We start from the raw sequence: 16,279 nt of genomic DNA on the forward strand, positions 1-16,279 counted from the left end.
GATGCGGCCCATGACGATCCGGCCGACCAGGACGGGGACGAATGGATTCCGGTCGAGGACCTCGGCTACGAGGAGGCCCGCGACGAACTCGTCGATGTGGTGGCCACCCTCGAACACGGCGGTCTGGACCTCGACGCCTCTCTCGCACTCTGGGAGCGCGGTGAGGCCCTGGCGAAGCGCTGCGAGGAACACCTCGCCGGAGCGCGCGATCGGATCGAGGCCGCGATCGCCGAGAGCGACCCCGACGACGAATGACCGACGCCGGGTCGAACCGGCAGCTAGGCGCGTCCCGGCAGAGGTTGCTGGGCCAGGACCGCGTTGGCGATCTCGGTCATGTCGTCGTCGGGCCCGCGGGACAGGACCGCGATCCGGACGTCACCGAGATCGGTGATCCAGAACTTCTTCTCGTCCGGGGTCGAATAGGTTACCCATTCACGTCCACCCACCTGCCGGGTACCGGACCCGAGCGCCTCGCCTCCACCGAGGTGGACGACGAGGTCCTCCTCCTTGGCGTCGGTCTGACTGAGCTGGACGTACGCGCCGACGTCGGAGATCCACCCGACGTTGCTGACCCGGGTCCCGCCGACCGCCTGCGTCGATCCCGAATTGGGCTTCCACCCCTCCGGTGTCGGCGGCCGACGGATCGGGAACGGCAGATCGCGCGCGTCCGCCTGCAAGGCGTTGGTCACGTCGAATGCGGGCGTCCGGTCGTCGGCGGCCTGACCGCTGAGGCCGACCGAGCAGTTGCCCGACGCGATCGCGACGATCGCGCAGACGATCAGCAGCGGTATCAGCGACCAGATCATGTCCTTGCTGCTGTGCAGGATGCGGGGTTTGGCGGCCATACGTCGAGTATCCCAAGCCCGGCGGCGACCGCCGCGCCCCACCCTCGCCCGCGCCGGTGGCCGACCCGCGGCGTCCGACCCTGTTCAACGCGCCGCCGACCATGTTGAGTGGGTGGATGCGACCACTGCGACGCTCACTGCCGGCCGTGTTGCTGACCCTCCTACTCGTCGCCGGGCTGTCCGGGTGCGGCAGCGGATCCTCGTCCGAGGGCTTCGAGGGCATCCGCGAATCCGGTGTCCTGCGAGTGGGGACCGAGGGCACCTACGCCCCGTTCAGCTACCACGACCAGAGCACCGGGCAACTCTCCGGCTATGACGTCGACGTCGCGAACGCGGTCGCCGAGAAACTCGGTGTGCGAGCCGAATTCGTCGAGACACCATGGGATTCCATCTTCGCGGCGCTCGGCGCCGATCGTTTCGACGTGGTCGCCAACCAGGTGACCATCACCCCTGAGCGTCAGGCGCGTTACGACCTGTCGGCGCCGTACTCGGTGGGCGAAGGGGTGATCGTGACGCGCGCCGACGACACTTCCATCCGTTCGCTCGACGACCTCTCCGGAAAGGTCACCGCGCAGTCGGCGACCAGCAACTGGGCGCAGGTCGCCCGCGACGCCGGTGCCCGGGTCGAGGCCGTCGAGGGCTTCACCCAGGCCATCACACTGCTCAATCAGGGTCGGGTGCAGGCGACCGTCAACGACAGCATCGCCGTGTACGCCTATCTGGCCGAGACCGGCGACACCAGCGTGCGGATCGCCGCGAAGACCGGCGACACCAGCGAGCAGGCGTTTGCGGCCCGTAAGGACAGCCGGATCGTCGGCGAGCTGAACCGGGCACTCGACGAGCTGAAGGCCGACGGCACGCTCACCCGGATCTCGCAGCGGTACCTCAAGGCCGACGCGAGCGGCTCACCGCAGGCGCAGCCCTCTGACCAGCAGAAATCTGAGCCCCGCAGCACCTGGCAACTCATCGCCGACAATCTCTGGCCGATGGCCAGGGCGACCCTCACGATGACCATCCCGCTCGCCGCGATCAGTTTCGTGATCGGGTTGGTGATCGCGCTGATCGTGGCACTCGCCCGGCTCTCGACCAATCGCCTGGTCTCGTGGCTCGCCCGCGCCTACATCTCGGTGATCCGCGGGACCCCCCTGCTCGTGCAGCTGTTCATCATCTTCTACGCGCTGCCCGAGCTCGGGGTGAGCGTGCCACCGTTCCCGGCCGCGGTGGTGGCGTTCTCACTCAACGTCGGCGGCTACGCGGCGGAGATCATCCGCAGCGCGATCCTGTCGGTACCGAAGGGCCAGACCGAGGCCGCGCAGACCATCGGCATGGACTACGTCACGACGCTGCGCCGGATCGTGCTGCCGCAGGCCGCGCGCAACGCCGTGCCCGGCCTGTCCAACACGTTGATCTCCCTGGTCAAGGACACCTCTCTGGCATCGACCATCCTGGTCACCGAGTTGTTGCGGGTCGCGCAGATCGCGGCGGCCCCGACCTTCGAGTTCTTCGCGCTCTACACCACCGCCGCGGTCTATTACTGGATCGTCTGCTTCGTCCTGTCCGGTCTGCAAGGCCGGCTCGAGCATCGCCTGGGAAGGTTCGTCACGTCATGACAGACAACCCCGTCACCCCACCGGCAGCCACCGGCCATGGCCCCCTGATCGACGTCGACGGACTCCGGAAGTCCTTCGGCGACAACGAGGTACTCAAAGGCATCGACTTCGCGGTCCCGGCCGGGAGCGTGACCGTCATCATCGGCCCGTCCGGGTCGGGCAAGACGACGATCCTACGGTCGTTGAACGCACTCGACCTGCCCGACGCGGGCATCATCCGGGTGGCCGACGAGACCATCGACTTCGCGGGGTCCTACGGCAAGGCCGACATCGCCCGATATCGCCGGCAGAGCGCGATGGTGTTCCAGGGTCACAATCTGTTCCCTCACAAGACGGTGCTGGAGAACGTGATCGAGGGCCCGGTGATCGTGCAGAAACGGCCGCGGGCCGAGGCCGTCGCCGACGCGGAGAGACTGCTCACCGAGGTCGGTCTGATCGAGAAGCGCGACGAGTACCCCGATCAGCTGTCCGGCGGCCAGCAGCAACGCGTCGGCATCGTGCGGGCGCTGGCCCTGCAACCAAAGGTCATGTTGTTCGACGAACCCACGTCGGCACTCGATCCCGAACTCGTCGGCGACGTACTGACCGTGCTCAAGGACCTGGCCGCGCAGGGCTGGACGATGGTGGTGGTGACCCACGAGATCCGGTTCGCCCGTCAGGTCGCCGACCAGGTCATCTTCGCCGACCACGGGGTGGTACTCGAACGCGGGACCGCCCGACAGGTGATCGACGACCCGACGCACGAGCGGACCCGGCAGTTCCTGCGCCGCCTCCTCGAACCACTGTGACCGGGCCGATCGCACCCGGGCGTGACATGCACGGACCGCCGACCCACCTGACCAAACCCCGCGCGTGACATGCAAGGATGAGTACCACCTGACGCATTGACATCGCCGCCACGCCGAGGAGTTCGACATGTCACCTTCCCCACAGGCCCCCGATCGCAACCTGGCTATGGAGTTGGTGCGAGTCACCGAGGCCGCGGCCCTGGCCGCCGGCCGGTGGGTCGGACGCGGCGAGAAGAAGAAGGGCGACGGCGCAGCCGTCGACGCGATGCGCGAGCTCCTCTCGACGGTGTCGATGCGCGGTGTCGTGGTGATCGGTGAGGGTGAGAAGGACGAAGCCCCCATGCTGTTCAACGGCGAGGAGGTCGGCAACGGCGCAGGCCCCGAATGCGACGTCGCGGTGGATCCCATCGACGGCACCACGCTGATGGCCGAGGGCCGCCCGAACTCCATCGCGGTGATAGCGGTCAGCGAGCGCGGCACCATGTACGACCCGTCCGCCGTCTTCTACATGGACAAGATCGCCGTCGGCCCAGAGGCCAAGGGCGCGATCAACATCGACGAATCCGTCGAGTGGAACATCAACTCGGTGGCCAAGGCGAAGGGTATCGACATCGCCGACCTGACCGTAGTCGTGCTCGACCGTCCGCGCCACGCCGACCTGATCGGTGAGATCCGTCAGGCCGGCGCCAAGATCCGCCTCATCTCCGACGGCGACGTCGCCGGTGCCATCGCGGCGGCCGGCGACTACAGCACGGTCGACATGCTGATGGGGGTCGGCGGCACGCCCGAGGGCATCATCACCGCCGTCGCCATGAAGTGCATGGGCGGTGAGATCCAGGGCAAGTTGTGGCCGCGCAACGACGAAGAACGTCAGAAGGCGATCGACGCGGGCCACGATCTCGACCGCATCCTGACCAACGACATCCTGGTGCGCGGCGAGAACTCCTTCTTCTGCGCCACGGGCGTCACCAACGGCGACATGCTGCGTGGCGTCACCTACCGTCCGACCGGCGCCACCACCCGTTCGCTGGTGATGCGCTCCAAGTCGGGCACGATCCGCCGGATCGAAGCCGTTCACCAGACGTCCAAGTTGCGTGAGTACGCGCGCCTCGATCTCTGACCCGTTCGCACGATCGGCGTCACACGACTCTGCAGCCCGACATCTCCACCGAGCTTGCACGCTCATCGATTCACACGAGGATGGTTGCCGCTTATGGCCGAACAGCAGTACCGCATCGAGCACGACACCATGGGAGAGGTCAAGGTCCCGGTCGATGCCCTCTGGCGTGCGCAGACACAGCGCGCGGTGGAGAACTTCCCGATCAGCCACCGCCCGCTGGAGCGGACGCAGATCCGCGCGATGGGCCTGCTGAAGGCCGCCTGCGCGCAGGTCAACAAGGACCTCGGTCTGCTCGATGCCGAGCGGGCCGACGCGATCGTCGCCGCGGCCAAGGAGATCGCCGACGGCAAGCATGACGATCAGTTCCCGATCGACGTCTTCCAGACCGGGTCGGGCACCAGCTCCAACATGAACGCCAACGAGGTCATCGCCTCGATCGCCAAGGCGGCAGGCGTCGATGTGCACCCGAACGACCACGTCAACATGTCGCAGTCGTCGAACGACACCTTCCCCACCGCGACCCATGTGGCTGCCACCGAAGCCGCGGTCACCGATCTCATCCCGGCCCTGGATCATCTGCGGCTGGCCCTGCTGGACAAGTCCACCGAGTGGCGTGAGGTCGTCAAGAGCGGCCGCACCCACCTGATGGATGCGGTGCCGGTGACCCTCGGCCAGGAGTTCGGCGGCTATGCACGCCAGATCGAGGCGGGCATCGAACGCGTCACCGCCACACTGCCGCGCGTCGGCGAACTGCCGATCGGTGGCACCGCGGTCGGCACCGGCCTCAACGCTCCCGACGGTTTCGGCACCAAGGTGGTCGCCGAGCTCCGCACCCTGACCGACGTCGACGCGCTGTCGTTGGCGGCGGACAACTTCGAGGCACAGGCCGCCCGGGACGGACTCGTCGAGCTGTCCGGCCAGTTGAAGACCATCGCGGTGTCGCTCACCAAGATCGCCAACGACATCCGCTGGATGGGCTCGGGACCGTTGACCGGCCTGGGTGAGATCCACCTCCCGGATCTGCAGCCCGGTTCGTCGATCATGCCCGGCAAGGTCAATCCCGTTCTGCCCGAGGCGGTCACGCAGGTCGCCGCACAGGTGATCGGCAACGATGCCGCGGTCACCTGGGGCGGCGGCAACGGCGCATTCGAGCTGAACGTGTACATCCCGATGATGGCGCGCAACGTCCTCGAATCACTCAAGTTGCTGGCCAACGTGTCCCGGCTGTTCGCCGATCGTTGCATCGTCGGGCTCAAGGCGGACGAGGAGCGACTGCGCACGCTCGCCGAGAGCTCGCCGTCCATCGTGACGCCGCTCAACAGCGCGATCGGTTACGAGGAAGCCGCCGCCGTCGCCAAGCAGGCCCTCAAGGAGGGCAAGACCATCCGCCAGACGGTCATCGACCGCGGCCTGATCGGCGACAAGCTGTCCGAGGCCGAACTGGACAAGCGCCTCGACGTCCTGAAGATGGCCAATCTCGATCGCGAGCGCTGAGGCTCCACGCACGGCATGACCGTGGCGGCGAGCGCACACGCGCTCGCCACCACGGTCATCTGCTTTTCAGCCGCGACCACCAGCGCCAGTCGTGAACGGCCACACCGCGATAGCGTGGATCACCGCGGAGTCCGGCGTCGACGAGGCGCACCTCGCGATCCATCGCGACCGGTCCGTCGTCGGCAAACGTGTGGTTTCGGTCCGCAGGTGATGTGGGTGGCACCGTGTCGATCCCGACCCAATACTCCCGGTCCGCCGCCGTGAGCCGGCGCCGCCCCGGCCCGGCGTACGCCAGGATTCCGTCGAGCCCCTCCGCACGGTCTCGGTACGCCATCAGCGCAACTCGTGACGCACCCGCTGCGATCAGCGTGAGGTAGTCACCATCGTCGATGTCGCGGTGCGCCGCCCAGGCCGGCATGTCGACATCGACCGGAACACCGGTGGCATCGGCGACCTGGTCGACCATGTCCCGATGACCGCGGATGAGCCTCTCCTGGGCAGACGCCCAGTCGTCGCGCACCCACGGCTCCACATCGAGGTGGATCCGGTCGAAGACGTCGGCGCCCACGGCATCGACAGCCCAGCGGACCGCATCCGCGGGGCGCTCGGCCCACGCCGGATCCCCGCCGAGGCACGCGACCTCGACGCCCGCCGCACGTAGCCGTGTCGCGACCGCCGCGATGGCGGGATCGGCACCACCGAGAGGTACCGACAACCACACATCGGTGACCCGATGCTCCGCGACATGTCCGACGAGCGCCCGGATGTCCGCGGCGCCACGCACCGACCACACCCACATCGCGCGCGACATGCCGCGAAGTGTAGGCAGCGGCGCGTAGTTTCGTCACCATGACGCAGCTTGCCGCCTTCCCCACCGATTGGCAGACCGCACTGGTCCTCGTCGCGCATCCCGACGACCCGGAGTACGGGATGGCCCCCGCCGTCGCCCGCTGGACCTCGGAGGGCAGGCATCTCGTCTATGCCCTCGCCTCCAGCGGCGAGGCGGGCATCGAGGGCATGGCCCCGGCCGACGCGGGCCCGGCCCGGGAAGCCGAGCAGCGGGCCTCGGCGGGGGTGGTCGGCGTCGACGACGTCGAGTTCTGGGGCTTCCCGGACAGCGCGATCCGCAACACCCCACAGCTGCGTGACCGCATTCGCGAGACCATCACAAGAGTGGCGCCCGATGTGGTGCTCTCGCTGTACGGCGGTCCGGAGTGGGCGCCGGGACAACCGAACCAGTCCGACCACATGGAGTTCGCCGCCGCCGTGCTCGAGACCTACGATTCGATGGACCCGATCGCGAGGCCCCGCCGCCTGTTCGAGAACGGACCGCAGGCCACCCATGCGGTCGACGTCACCGAACAGATCGACCTGGCCGTGAGTTCGTTGGCGGCGCACGAGCAGTACCTGTCCGTGCTCGACCCCGACACCCCCGTCGTCGAGCAGGCCCGCCGTCAGATAGACATGGTCACCGCACCTCGGGAGGACTTCGGTGGTGTCCGCGCGGCCTGCTTCGAACTGAAGCGGGGACCGGCATGATGCCGGTCCCCGCTCACGTTCGACACGTCCGGGTTGCGATCAGCTGCCCGCCGCGGTCCCCAGCAGCGACGGGACGATCCCGACGAGCCGGCTGAGCAACTCGGTCAGCGAATCGCCACCGGGGATGCTCGGCGATCCCGGGGCCGGTGACGTGGTGCCGGACTGCGGGGTGGCCGATCCGGGCGGTGTCGTGGGAGTCGCGGAGCTCGACGGCCCGGCCTGATTGACACCGATGGCGATCTTCGGATGCTTGGCGGGATCGAGCCACGTCAGTACCTTGCGCATCAGTTCGCGGTCGATCGCCACGCACCCCATCGTCGGCTGGTTGTTGGTGACGTGCAGGAACATGGCCGACGCCTTGCCCGGGGTGCGCTGCGGGTTGTGCGCGATGTTGACCGCATAGTCGTAGACGGGCCCGGAATCGTAGAGGTTCTCGCTGTCGCCGCCCGGACTCTTCGGCTGCCGGACCATCGTGTTGTAGGTCGGCGACTTCATGTTCGAGTCCCACCAGTCCTCACGGTCGACCTTCTTGTACGGCATCTTGGTGCCGGGGTTCGCCTGTCGGCCGAACGCCTGGTCGAGGGAGAACGTGCCTTGCGGTGTCCGGTAGACGTTGTCCTTCGGCTCGCCCATGCCCAACGACCCGAGAAATGCCTTTGTCGGGCCGATGACCGGCTTCCACGACTGGTCCGCTCCCCGTTCGAACGCGGTGAGGGTGGCTGTGGTGTCGGACGCCTTGGGCGCCGTCACGACGATCATCTGGCTCGTGTCCGGCTCTGAACTGCCGCTGCCGCCGAGTCCCAGATTCCCCGCGAGCGAGTTCAACACGTCGTCGAGCATGGGGATCCCGGTCGACGGGATCATCGGGGATGCAGGTGTCGAGGTCGGTGGCGCCGAGGGGGTCGTCGGGGCCGGGGTACCGGGCGCGGCGAGCGCGGTCCCGGCACCACCGGTCACCGCAGCGACCACCGCGATCACGAGTAGTCCCAATAACCTCATTCGCCTCATCAGTAACTTCTGCACCACAACAGTGTGCCAGTGCGCAAGAGGCAACGAATCTCGTGATGGTCACGGTGCGGTACAGATCCGATCACCGCGGATGGCCGGCGGAGGCGCCGATTCGGAGCCCGACACTGCACCATCCGGCCAGGGTCAGTAGTCTTCGTCGCAGGTCGCGGGCATACGTCCGCTCCTGATCACGAAAGGATGAACACGATGAACTTCTTCGAACTCTGGGCAGCCCTCGCCGAGCTTATCGCCGCAGGCATCCCGCTGGGATCCTCCTAGCCCCAACGCGTGCCACGCTGCCGCATCGGTCCTTCACCGGTGCGGCAGCGTCGTCATTTCGGACGCGCATCGCGACGCGTCATCGGGCCCGCGCGCAGCGGTGAGTGTCGCCATCGCCCGGTATCGAAGCTGGCGAATCCGGAATTCACAATCAGTCGCCATACTGGTTATCGCCTCGTCGAAGAATGATTTCCGGAATACGTCGGTGCGAATTCGGAAAATCGATCGAATTCCCTTCACATGACGCACCGATGATCGTTAGCCTGTCGGCGGTGGTCATTTGTTCACGACGCGACCGCCACCCGATTGCACGGACGAACGAAAGGATCAACACATGGGTTCCGCAGAATCCCTCGATCTCCTGACCTCGCTCCTCACGCTCCTCAACACTCTGAGCAGCTCAGCGCCGGCGGCCTGACTATCTCCGAGAATGCAAGGTGATCAACCGATTCCGTGGTGACCTTGCCTGAGCGCCACATCGGCCCACCGCTCTCCCGATCGGCCGATGTGGCGCTTTCGTATCAGCGAACAACTCCTCTCGCCTGCGCCGGCGCCCCGGGTGATACCACTCCGAATCGTAAGATCTACGAATAGTCGACAGTTCTCCCGAATTGTTCTGATCAATCCCGAGCCACCCGAATCAATTCTTGCGGGGCAATTCCGCGAGCAGTGGAACCGACCTCCAGGTCGGATCGATACGGACCGGCGTGAGCGCGCGCACCACTCCCGGGCGGGGATACTCGTCGAGCGGTGTCGGGCGCACCGCGGGGCCGTACGCGAGACCCACCTCGGCAGCGGCCGTCACGGGTGCCGCGGTGAGGATCGGCCGGCTGCCGACGGGCCGGGTCAGGGAGCGCGACACGACATCGGGAACCTGCTTCTCGGCGCACGCGCGGAATGTGCCGTCCCAGCCGGGTCGTTGCGATCTGCCGACCTGTACGACGATGGCGTTGGTGTGCTCGTGGACGGCCACCACGGTCGAGCAGCCGCCCATCGTCGAATAGCCCGTCGTGTCGTCGAGCACGACGAATTCGACGGTCAACGCACTGGGGTAGAGATATCCGACCATGGTCCCCGGGCCGAGGTCACGTGCCGGCGGCATCGCCGGGGCCGTGTACGGCACAGAGCTCTCCGTCGGTTCCGACGCAGCATGTCGACCGGTGTGTGTCTGCAGCGACGCGATGACCACGACGGCGACGATGAGCGCGATGATCGACATGACCGCACCGACGCTCTTCATCGCGTAGGCCTCGTCGCTGGGTTCGTTCGCGTCCGGGTCGCGGAACTTCCACGCCTCGGTCGCCCGCCAGACGCCGCGCGGACTCACCACCTGCCAGATCAACAGCGGCACCGCGACCAGCACGATGAGCACGACGAATCCCCACATGACTCCCCCTTCGACCAGAAGGCTAGAGCAACGCGGGTCCGGTTCGGAGGAACGTCATCTGTCGAAACGACGAGGCGCGTCGGAAACAGTCCACCCCGCCTGCCACGATCGGTGTATCGCGGCAGGCGGGGTGGACCTGTCTTACTGGGTGTGCGAGCCCTCAGTACGCCCCGGGTGCGAACTCCTCCAACATCTCGGTCACCAGGGCGGCGATCGGCGAGCGCTCGCTGCGGGTGAGCGTCACGTGCGCGAACAGCGGATGCCCCTTGAGCTTCTCGATGACCGCGGCGACACCGTCGTGGCGACCGACACGCAGGTTGTCACGCTGCGCGACATCGTGGGTGAGCACCACCCGCGAGCCGGAGCCGAGCCGCGACAGCACCGTCAGCAGCACATTGCGTTCCAGCGACTGCGCCTCGTCGACGATCACGAAGGAATCGTGCAGGGAGCGACCGCGAATGTGCGTGAGCGGCAGGACTTCCAGCATCCCACGGCTGAGCACCTCGTCGATCACCTCGGGTGACGCCAGACCTTCGAGGGTGTCGAAGACCGCCTGGGCCCAGGGGCCCATCTTGTCGGCCTCACTGCCGGGAAGGTAGCCGAGTTGTTGTCCGCCAACCGCATACAGCGGCCGGAACACGACAACCTTACGCTGCGTACGCCTTTCGAGCACCGCCTCCAGTCCGGCGCACAGCGCCAGCGCCGATTTGCCGGTACCCGCCTTGCCACCGAGGGACACGATGCCGACACTGTCATCGAGCAGCAGATCGAGGGCGACCCGCTGCTCCGCCGAACGCCCGTGCAGTCCGAAGGCCTCGCGGTCACCGCGGACCAGCTGCACCCGCTTGTCCGGGTTCACCCGGCCCAGCGCACTGGAACCGTGACCGAGGAGACGAATCCCGGTGTGGCACGGTAGCTCTCGTGCATCGTCGACGTCCACGACACCTTCGGCGTACAGGGTGTCGACGACCGTGGTGTCCACGTCGAGCTCGGTCATCCCCGACCACCCGGACACCACCACGTCCTGCGCGTGGTACTCGTCGGCGGCAAGTCCGACGGCACCCGCCTTGACGCGTAGCGGCGTGTCCTTGGACACCAGCGTGACGTCCTTGCCTTCCGCGCGAAGATTCAACGCGCAGGCCAGGATTCGTGAATCGTTGGTCTCGGTCCGGAAGCCGGCCGGCAGGACCGCGGGGTCGGTGTGATTCAGTTCGACCTGAAGCGTGCCGCCCTCGTCACCGATCGGCAGCGCGATGTCGAGGCGGCCGTGCTCGAGGCGGAGATCGTCGAGCATCCGCAACGCCTCGCGTGCGAACCAGCCGAGCTCGTGATGGTGACGTTTGCCCTCGAGTTCACCGATGACGACCAGTGGCAGAACCACATGGTGCTCGGCGAACCGCATGACCGCCCAGGGGTCGGACAGCAGCACGGAGGTGTCGAGGACGTAGGTGCGTGTGGTCACGTAGGGCTCCTACGTTTGTGCGGCACCCGCACAAACCAGTTCAAGTCGACCGGCGGGTTCTTGCTCGTTTCGGCTGGTCAGCCGATACGGGCGAGGACCGGGGCCGGCCCCCTCGTGCTGCTGGTGCAAACCACGAATCGAACCTCCCGGACGAACCGCTTCCCCGCGGCCCGTCATTCGTCAACGTACGCCGACACACCCCCGTCGGCTCGCCGTGCGGGGGTGTGTCGGCGTGAATTGTGCGTTAACGCAGGTTGCCGGTGAACTACGAACGACCGGCGAGCGCGAGAACACGCTGACGGGCGGCCTCCGCCTCGTCACCCAGTTCATGCACGCTGTCCAGCTTGAGCGCCTCGACCAGAGTCGCCGCGATCGCGGAGCGGGTCGAGTCGTCCTCGTAGCCGGCGATCAGGGCACGCTCGGCGTCGAAGTCCGCGACGTCGAACCCGATGGGCTCGACGGTGGCCAGTCGTCGGTCCAGGGCGAGGACCGTGCCCTCCTGATCGGCCACGAGCGCGGCGTTCAGGAAGGCGGCGAACGTCGTGGCCTGAACGGCGTCGTCGTGCGAGATCTTGGCAAGGATCTGCTTGAAGACGTCGTCGGTCACGCTGGCACTGAGTCGTTCGATGAACGCCACGCACTGGTTCTCGTGGATCGCCATCAGCGCGAGCACGTCCAGCGGGCCGAGATCGCTGACGTCCTCGGTGTGCTGCCGGTAACCGGCGGTCACGTGGATGCGACGGCGTTCCTCGGCGTCGACCGGATCGATCGCGCGGGTGACCACCAGGTAGTCACGCAGGACGATCCCATGCCGGTTGTCCTCTGCGGTCCACACACCGACCAGCTGACGCCAGTCGGAGAACGCCGGGAAGTGGATGGCGAGTACGCGGTGGTACGACGGCAGGTTGTCCTTGGTGAGCAGCAGCGCCAGCACCCCGGCCCGTGTCTCGTCGGACAGCGTGCGCTGCGATTCGTCCCAGTCGTCGCCACCGAGGAAGGCGAAGTTACGACCCGCGTCCCACGGCACCCAGTCGTGCGGGCTCCACGGGGAGGCCGCCGCCTGGTGATCCTCGGCGATCTCGGGTAGCGCCTTCTCCAGCGCGATGATCAACTCGTCCTCGGTCAATGCGTTCATCGTCAGACAGGATAGGCAATCACGCGACCGTCTGGCCAATTACCGCCCAAGACGGGTCCTAGACCCGGCTCATCAACCCCCACTCTTCCAGTCCGTCATAGAGCGGGAAGTCGAGTGCGAGACGTGACACACGGCCGCGCAGCGCCGAGACGTCGGCATCCTGACCCGCGGCGAGCGCGGTTCCGATGATGTCGGCGACCTCGGTGAACTGCTCGTCGCCGAAACCACGGGTGGCCAGCGCCGGGGTGCCGATCCGCAGCCCCGAGGTGACCATCGGCGGGCGGGGGTCGAAGGGCACCGCGTTGCGGTTGACCGTGATGCCGATCTGATGCAGCAGGTCCTCGGCCTGCTGGCCGTCGAGTCGGCTGTTGCGCAGGTCCACGAGCACCAGGTGCACATCGGTGCCGCCGGTCAACACGGAGACACCGGCCTTGTCGACGTCGGAGCCGGTCAGCCGCTCGGCCAGCAGCTTCGCACCCGACAGTGTGCGCTGCTGACGCTCGGCGAACTCCTCCGTCCCGGCGATCTTCAGGGCCACGGCCTTGCCGGCGATCGCGTGCATCAGCGGCCCACCCTGCTGACCGGGGAACACCGCGGAGTTGAGCTTCTTCGCCCACTCCTGCTTCGCGAGGATCAGACCCGACCGCGGGCCGCCGAGGGTCTTGTGGATCGTCGAGGACACGACGTCGGAGTGCGGGACCGGGGAGGGATGCAGGCCGGCTGCGACGAGTCCGGCGAAATGCGCCATGTCGGTCCACAGGTAGGCGCCGACCTCGTCGGCGATCGAGCGGAACGCCTCGAAGTCGAGGGTCCGCGGGTAGGCCGACCAACCGGCGCAGATCACCTTCGGCCGGACGTCCTGCGCGATCTTGCGCACTTCGTCCATGTCGATCCGGAAGTCCTCTTTGCTGACCCCGTAGAAGTGGTTCTCGTAGAGCTTGCCCGAGAAGTTCAGCCGCATACCGTGGGTGAGGTGCCCGCCGTGTGCGAGGTCGAGGCCGAGCAGCTTCTCCCCCGGGTCCATCAGCGCCATCAGCACCGCCGCGTTGGCCTGGGCGCCGGAGTGCGGCTGCACGTTCGCGAAATCCGCGCCGAAGAGCTCCTTGGCCCGGTTCCGCGCGATGTCCTCGACGACGTCGACGTACTCACACCCGCCGTAGTACCGCCGGCCGGGATAACCCTCGGCGTATTTGTTGGTCAGGACACTGCCCTGTGCCTGCAGCACGGCGCGCGGGACGAAATTCTCCGACGCGATCATCTCGAGCGTGTCGCGCTGCCGACTCAACTCACCGTTCATCGCCGCGGCAACATCCGGGTCGAGTTCGGCCAGGGACATCGAATTCAGGCTCATGCCTGACAAGTCTATGGTCCGGGATTCACGGCGCCGAGTTCGGCTCTCAGCTGCGCCGGTGTGAGTGGTTCGTCGAGCAGTCGACCGAAGCGCGCGAGGCGACCCGCCGGCGGCGAGTCGTCGAGCCAGTCGCCCAGCAGGCGATACCCCTCGACGTAGGTGGAGATGTAGGCGCGCCACAGCGGCGAGGTGAGGAACCGCAGCATCTGCCGGGCACGTTCGGGGGGCGCGAGCAGCCATCGTTGCAGGAATTCGGCCACGACGTCGGCGTCCGCCGACCGGTCGTGCAGGAGGAGCGCCGCGTCCTGCCGGACGCCGAGGAGGCCACTCGACGCAACCGACATCCGTTGCGCGCGGGCGCCGTCGAAGCGCAGGCCGAGGTCGGCGTAGATCTCCTGGGCCCAGAGCCCCCAGTCGGGTCCCATCGCGGCGACCAGCGCGTGGTCGGCGAGCCCCTCGGCCATCAGGCATTGCGGTGTGTTCACCAGGAAGATCGTCTGTTCGTCCTGCCCGCCACCGACCAGGAACTGTTCCTTGCGGCAGTGCTCGGTGTGGTGGCCGGGATAGGCCTCGTGGGCGATGAGGTGCGGCAGCGTCGACATGTACTGGGTGAGATCCACATTGATCGCGACCCGGGACCGGAACCCACCGAGGTAGTAGTTGAACCCCGACCACGGCTTGTCGGTGACGACCTCGAACTCGACGAGCTCGTTGTCCGGGAGCGGATACGTCGCGCGCACCCTCTCCCGCAAGGCTCCGCTGAACGCGCGGACGCAGTCGTCGACACGATCCGCGGGGATCTCGTCGGCCCGTTTGTATGCGGCGTAGGCATCGGCGAGTGTCTGCCCTGCCGCCCCGGGCACCCCGAGTTCGACGGCCATCGCCGCGTGCGCGTCCCGGTAGGCCTGCTCGTCGCCCATCGTGATGTCGACGTCGAAGTACGCCCGGACCTCGTCGACGAAACCGATCTCCTCCCCGGCGAACTTGCGCGCCGAGCACTCCAGCGCAGACAGGTGCGCACCGATGAACTCGGCCCGCTCCGCGGGGAGATCGGCCGGGAGTTCGGCGCGCAGGCCACGGGCCCGGTCGGCGAGTACCGCGGGTTCGGGAGCCGGGCCGTTGGCCACCTCCGCCCGCAATGCCGGGTCTCCGGTGTAGGCATCGACGAAGCCTTCCTCGAGGCGGTCGAACGCGAGGCCGAGGCGCAGGTACTCGGTGACCGGGGACGGCGGAACGGCAGAGCGGGCGGCAGGTGACGAGACCATGAACGGAGGCTACCGATCGCGCTTGAACAGTGCGCCCTAAGCTGTAGGACCATGGCACGCGACACGACCGGGCGCGACCCCAGTCTGTACCTGGAGCTCGACCGTCGACAGTGGCGTGACCTGCGCGAATCGATGCCGCTGGTGCTCACCGACACCGAGCTCCAGCAACTCGTCGGTCTCGGCGAGCAGGTCGACCTCGACGAGGTCGCCGACGTCTACCTGCCGCTCTCCCGTCTCATCCATCTGCAGATCGCGGCCCGCCAGCGCCTGTTCGCGGCGACCTCGACGTTCCTCGGTGAGCGTCAGACCAGCAGGCAGGTGCCGTTCGTCATCGGGATCGCCGGCAGCGTCGCGGTCGGCAAGTCGACCACCGCGCGCGTCCTCGCCGCCCTGTTGGCCCGGTGGGAGTCACACCCGAAGGTCGACCTCGTCACCACGGACGGCTTCCTGCTCCCGACCGCCGAACTCGAGCGTCGAGGCATCATGCATCGCAAGGGGTTTCCCGAGTCGTACGACCGGCGCGCACTGCTCCGGTTCGTCACCGAGGTGAAATCAGGCGCGCGGGAGGTGACCGCACCGGTCTACTCGCACATCGCCTACGACATCGTGCCGGATGTCAAACACTATGTGCGCCAACCCGACATCCTCATCCTGGAAGGACTCAACGTCCTGCAGACCGGGCCGACGCTGATGGTGTCCGACCTGTTCGATTTCTCCATTTACGTCGATGCCAAGACCGCCGACATCGAGCAGTGGTATGTCTCCAGATTCCTGAAGATGCGGACCACGTCGTTCGCCAAGCCCGAATCGCACTTCCATTACTACTCGTCGCTGACCGACGACCAGGCGACCGTCGCCGCGCGCGACCTCTGGACGTCCATCAATCTCCCCAACCTGAAGGAGAACATCCTGCCCACCCGGCCGCGCGCGACGCTGGTGCTGCGCAAGGATTCCGACCATTCCATCAATCGGGTTCGGCTGCGTAAACTCTGACCG

At 67.1% G+C, this 16,279-nt stretch carries 15 protein-coding genes; 7 read left to right on the forward strand and 8 right to left on the reverse strand.

What is annotated here, in order from left to right:
- Positions 1-45 precede the first annotated feature (45 nt).
- Positions 46-255: an exodeoxyribonuclease VII small subunit gene (locus tag D7316_RS07685; RefSeq protein WP_408610068.1), complete on the forward strand. Its 210-nt coding sequence runs from the start codon at positions 46-48 to the stop codon at positions 253-255.
- Positions 256-278: 23 nt separating this feature from the next.
- On the opposite strand, the gene D7316_RS07690 is transcribed toward D7316_RS07685, so the two are convergent.
- Positions 279-845, reverse strand: a complete 567-nt coding sequence (locus D7316_RS07690) for a DUF4245 domain-containing protein (protein WP_124707761.1) — start codon at positions 843-845, stop codon at positions 279-281.
- A 116-nt stretch (positions 846-961) separates the two neighbouring features.
- Here D7316_RS07690 and D7316_RS07695 point away from each other — a divergent pair, with 116 nt between their 5' ends.
- The 4 genes from D7316_RS07695 (at position 962) to D7316_RS07710 (ending at position 5,857) form a co-directional block, all read left to right on the forward strand.
- Complete coding sequence (locus D7316_RS07695) at positions 962-2,455, forward strand: ABC transporter permease subunit (RefSeq protein ID WP_124707762.1); 1,494 nt, start codon at positions 962-964, stop codon at positions 2,453-2,455.
- Entirely contained in the window at positions 2,452-3,243 is a 792-nt protein-coding gene (locus D7316_RS07700) for an amino acid ABC transporter ATP-binding protein (protein WP_124707763.1), read from the forward strand. The genes D7316_RS07695 and D7316_RS07700 overlap by 4 nt, the downstream gene beginning before the upstream one ends.
- A gap of 127 nt (positions 3,244-3,370) precedes the next feature.
- The gene (glpX, locus tag D7316_RS07705; RefSeq protein ID WP_124707764.1) at positions 3,371-4,363 is read left to right on the forward strand and encodes a class II fructose-bisphosphatase; all 993 of its coding nucleotides are present in this window, start codon (positions 3,371-3,373) and stop codon (positions 4,361-4,363) included.
- A gap of 93 nt (positions 4,364-4,456) precedes the next feature.
- Positions 4,457-5,857 (forward strand): class II fumarate hydratase, encoded by a 1,401-nt coding sequence (locus tag D7316_RS07710; RefSeq protein ID WP_124707765.1) that lies wholly within the window; start codon positions 4,457-4,459, stop codon positions 5,855-5,857.
- A gap of 55 nt (positions 5,858-5,912) precedes the next feature.
- Here D7316_RS07710 and D7316_RS07715 read toward each other — a convergent pair whose 3' ends face one another.
- Complete coding sequence (locus D7316_RS07715; RefSeq protein ID WP_124707766.1) at positions 5,913-6,668, reverse strand: hypothetical protein; 756 nt, start codon at positions 6,666-6,668, stop codon at positions 5,913-5,915.
- Positions 6,669-6,706: 38 nt separating this feature from the next.
- Between D7316_RS07715 and D7316_RS07720 the strand changes: the two genes are divergently transcribed.
- Positions 6,707-7,396 (forward strand): PIG-L deacetylase family protein, encoded by a 690-nt coding sequence (locus D7316_RS07720; protein ID WP_124707767.1) that lies wholly within the window; start codon positions 6,707-6,709, stop codon positions 7,394-7,396.
- A 39-nt stretch (positions 7,397-7,435) separates the two neighbouring features.
- On the opposite strand, the gene D7316_RS07725 is transcribed toward D7316_RS07720, so the two are convergent.
- The 6 genes from D7316_RS07725 to D7316_RS07750 all read right to left on the reverse strand — a co-directional run bounded on the left by D7316_RS07725 (position 7,436) and on the right by D7316_RS07750 (position 15,283).
- Entirely contained in the window at positions 7,436-8,395 is a 960-nt protein-coding gene (locus D7316_RS07725; protein ID WP_124707768.1) for a L,D-transpeptidase family protein, read from the reverse strand.
- 928 nt (positions 8,396-9,323) lie between these two features.
- Positions 9,324-10,070, reverse strand: a complete 747-nt coding sequence (locus D7316_RS07730; RefSeq protein WP_124707769.1) for a DUF6199 family natural product biosynthesis protein — start codon at positions 10,068-10,070, stop codon at positions 9,324-9,326.
- 160 nt (positions 10,071-10,230) lie between these two features.
- Positions 10,231-11,532: a PhoH family protein gene (locus tag D7316_RS07735; RefSeq protein ID WP_124707770.1), complete on the reverse strand. Its 1,302-nt coding sequence runs from the start codon at positions 11,530-11,532 to the stop codon at positions 10,231-10,233.
- Between the two features lie 265 nt (positions 11,533-11,797).
- Complete coding sequence (locus tag D7316_RS07740) at positions 11,798-12,667, reverse strand: acyl-ACP desaturase (protein WP_124707771.1); 870 nt, start codon at positions 12,665-12,667, stop codon at positions 11,798-11,800.
- Positions 12,668-12,725: 58 nt separating this feature from the next.
- Positions 12,726-14,003, reverse strand: coding sequence for a serine hydroxymethyltransferase (glyA, locus tag D7316_RS07745; protein ID WP_124711187.1), 1,278 nt, complete (start codon positions 14,001-14,003; stop codon positions 12,726-12,728).
- A gap of 26 nt (positions 14,004-14,029) precedes the next feature.
- On the reverse strand, positions 14,030-15,283 hold the full coding sequence (locus tag D7316_RS07750) for a DUF885 domain-containing protein (RefSeq protein WP_124707772.1): 1,254 nt from the start codon (positions 15,281-15,283) through the stop codon (positions 14,030-14,032).
- Between the two features lie 51 nt (positions 15,284-15,334).
- On the opposite strand from D7316_RS07750, the gene coaA reads away from it, so the two are divergent.
- A complete protein-coding gene (coaA, locus tag D7316_RS07755; protein ID WP_124707773.1) occupies positions 15,335-16,276 on the forward strand; it encodes a type I pantothenate kinase in 942 nt (313 codons plus the stop codon).
- Positions 16,277-16,279 lie beyond the last annotated feature (3 nt).

This window comes from Gordonia insulae (assembly GCF_003855095.1).
Taxonomy (GTDB): Bacteria; Actinomycetota; Actinomycetes; order Mycobacteriales; family Mycobacteriaceae; genus Gordonia; species Gordonia insulae.

Bases quoted from the DNA above. Each gene is read 5' to 3' on its own strand.
- D7316_RS07695 (WP_124707762.1), top strand. From the start codon at position 962: ATGCGACCACTGCGACGCTCACTGCCGGCCGTGTTGCTGACCCTCCTA.
- D7316_RS07690 (WP_124707761.1), bottom strand. From the start codon at position 845: ATGGCCGCCAAACCCCGCATCCTGCACAGCAGCAAGGACATGATCTGG.
- D7316_RS07725 (WP_124707768.1), bottom strand. From the start codon at position 8,395: ATGAGGTTATTGGGACTACTCGTGATCGCGGTGGTCGCTGCGGTGACC.
- D7316_RS07750 (WP_124707772.1), bottom strand. From the start codon at position 15,283: ATGGTCTCGTCACCTGCCGCCCGCTCTGCCGTTCCGCCGTCCCCGGTC.
- D7316_RS07730 (WP_124707769.1), bottom strand. From the start codon at position 10,070: ATGTGGGGATTCGTCGTGCTCATCGTGCTGGTCGCGGTGCCGCTGTTG.
- coaA (WP_124707773.1), top strand. From the start codon at position 15,335: ATGGCACGCGACACGACCGGGCGCGACCCCAGTCTGTACCTGGAGCTC.
- glyA (WP_124711187.1), bottom strand. From the start codon at position 14,003: ATGTCCCTGGCCGAACTCGACCCGGATGTTGCCGCGGCGATGAACGGT.
- D7316_RS07710 (WP_124707765.1), top strand. From the start codon at position 4,457: ATGGCCGAACAGCAGTACCGCATCGAGCACGACACCATGGGAGAGGTC.
- D7316_RS07700 (WP_124707763.1), top strand. From the start codon at position 2,452: ATGACAGACAACCCCGTCACCCCACCGGCAGCCACCGGCCATGGCCCC.
- glpX (WP_124707764.1), top strand. From the start codon at position 3,371: ATGTCACCTTCCCCACAGGCCCCCGATCGCAACCTGGCTATGGAGTTG.
- D7316_RS07740 (WP_124707771.1), bottom strand. From the start codon at position 12,667: ATGAACGCATTGACCGAGGACGAGTTGATCATCGCGCTGGAGAAGGCG.
- D7316_RS07715 (WP_124707766.1), bottom strand. From the start codon at position 6,668: ATGTCGCGCGCGATGTGGGTGTGGTCGGTGCGTGGCGCCGCGGACATC.
- D7316_RS07720 (WP_124707767.1), top strand. From the start codon at position 6,707: ATGACGCAGCTTGCCGCCTTCCCCACCGATTGGCAGACCGCACTGGTC.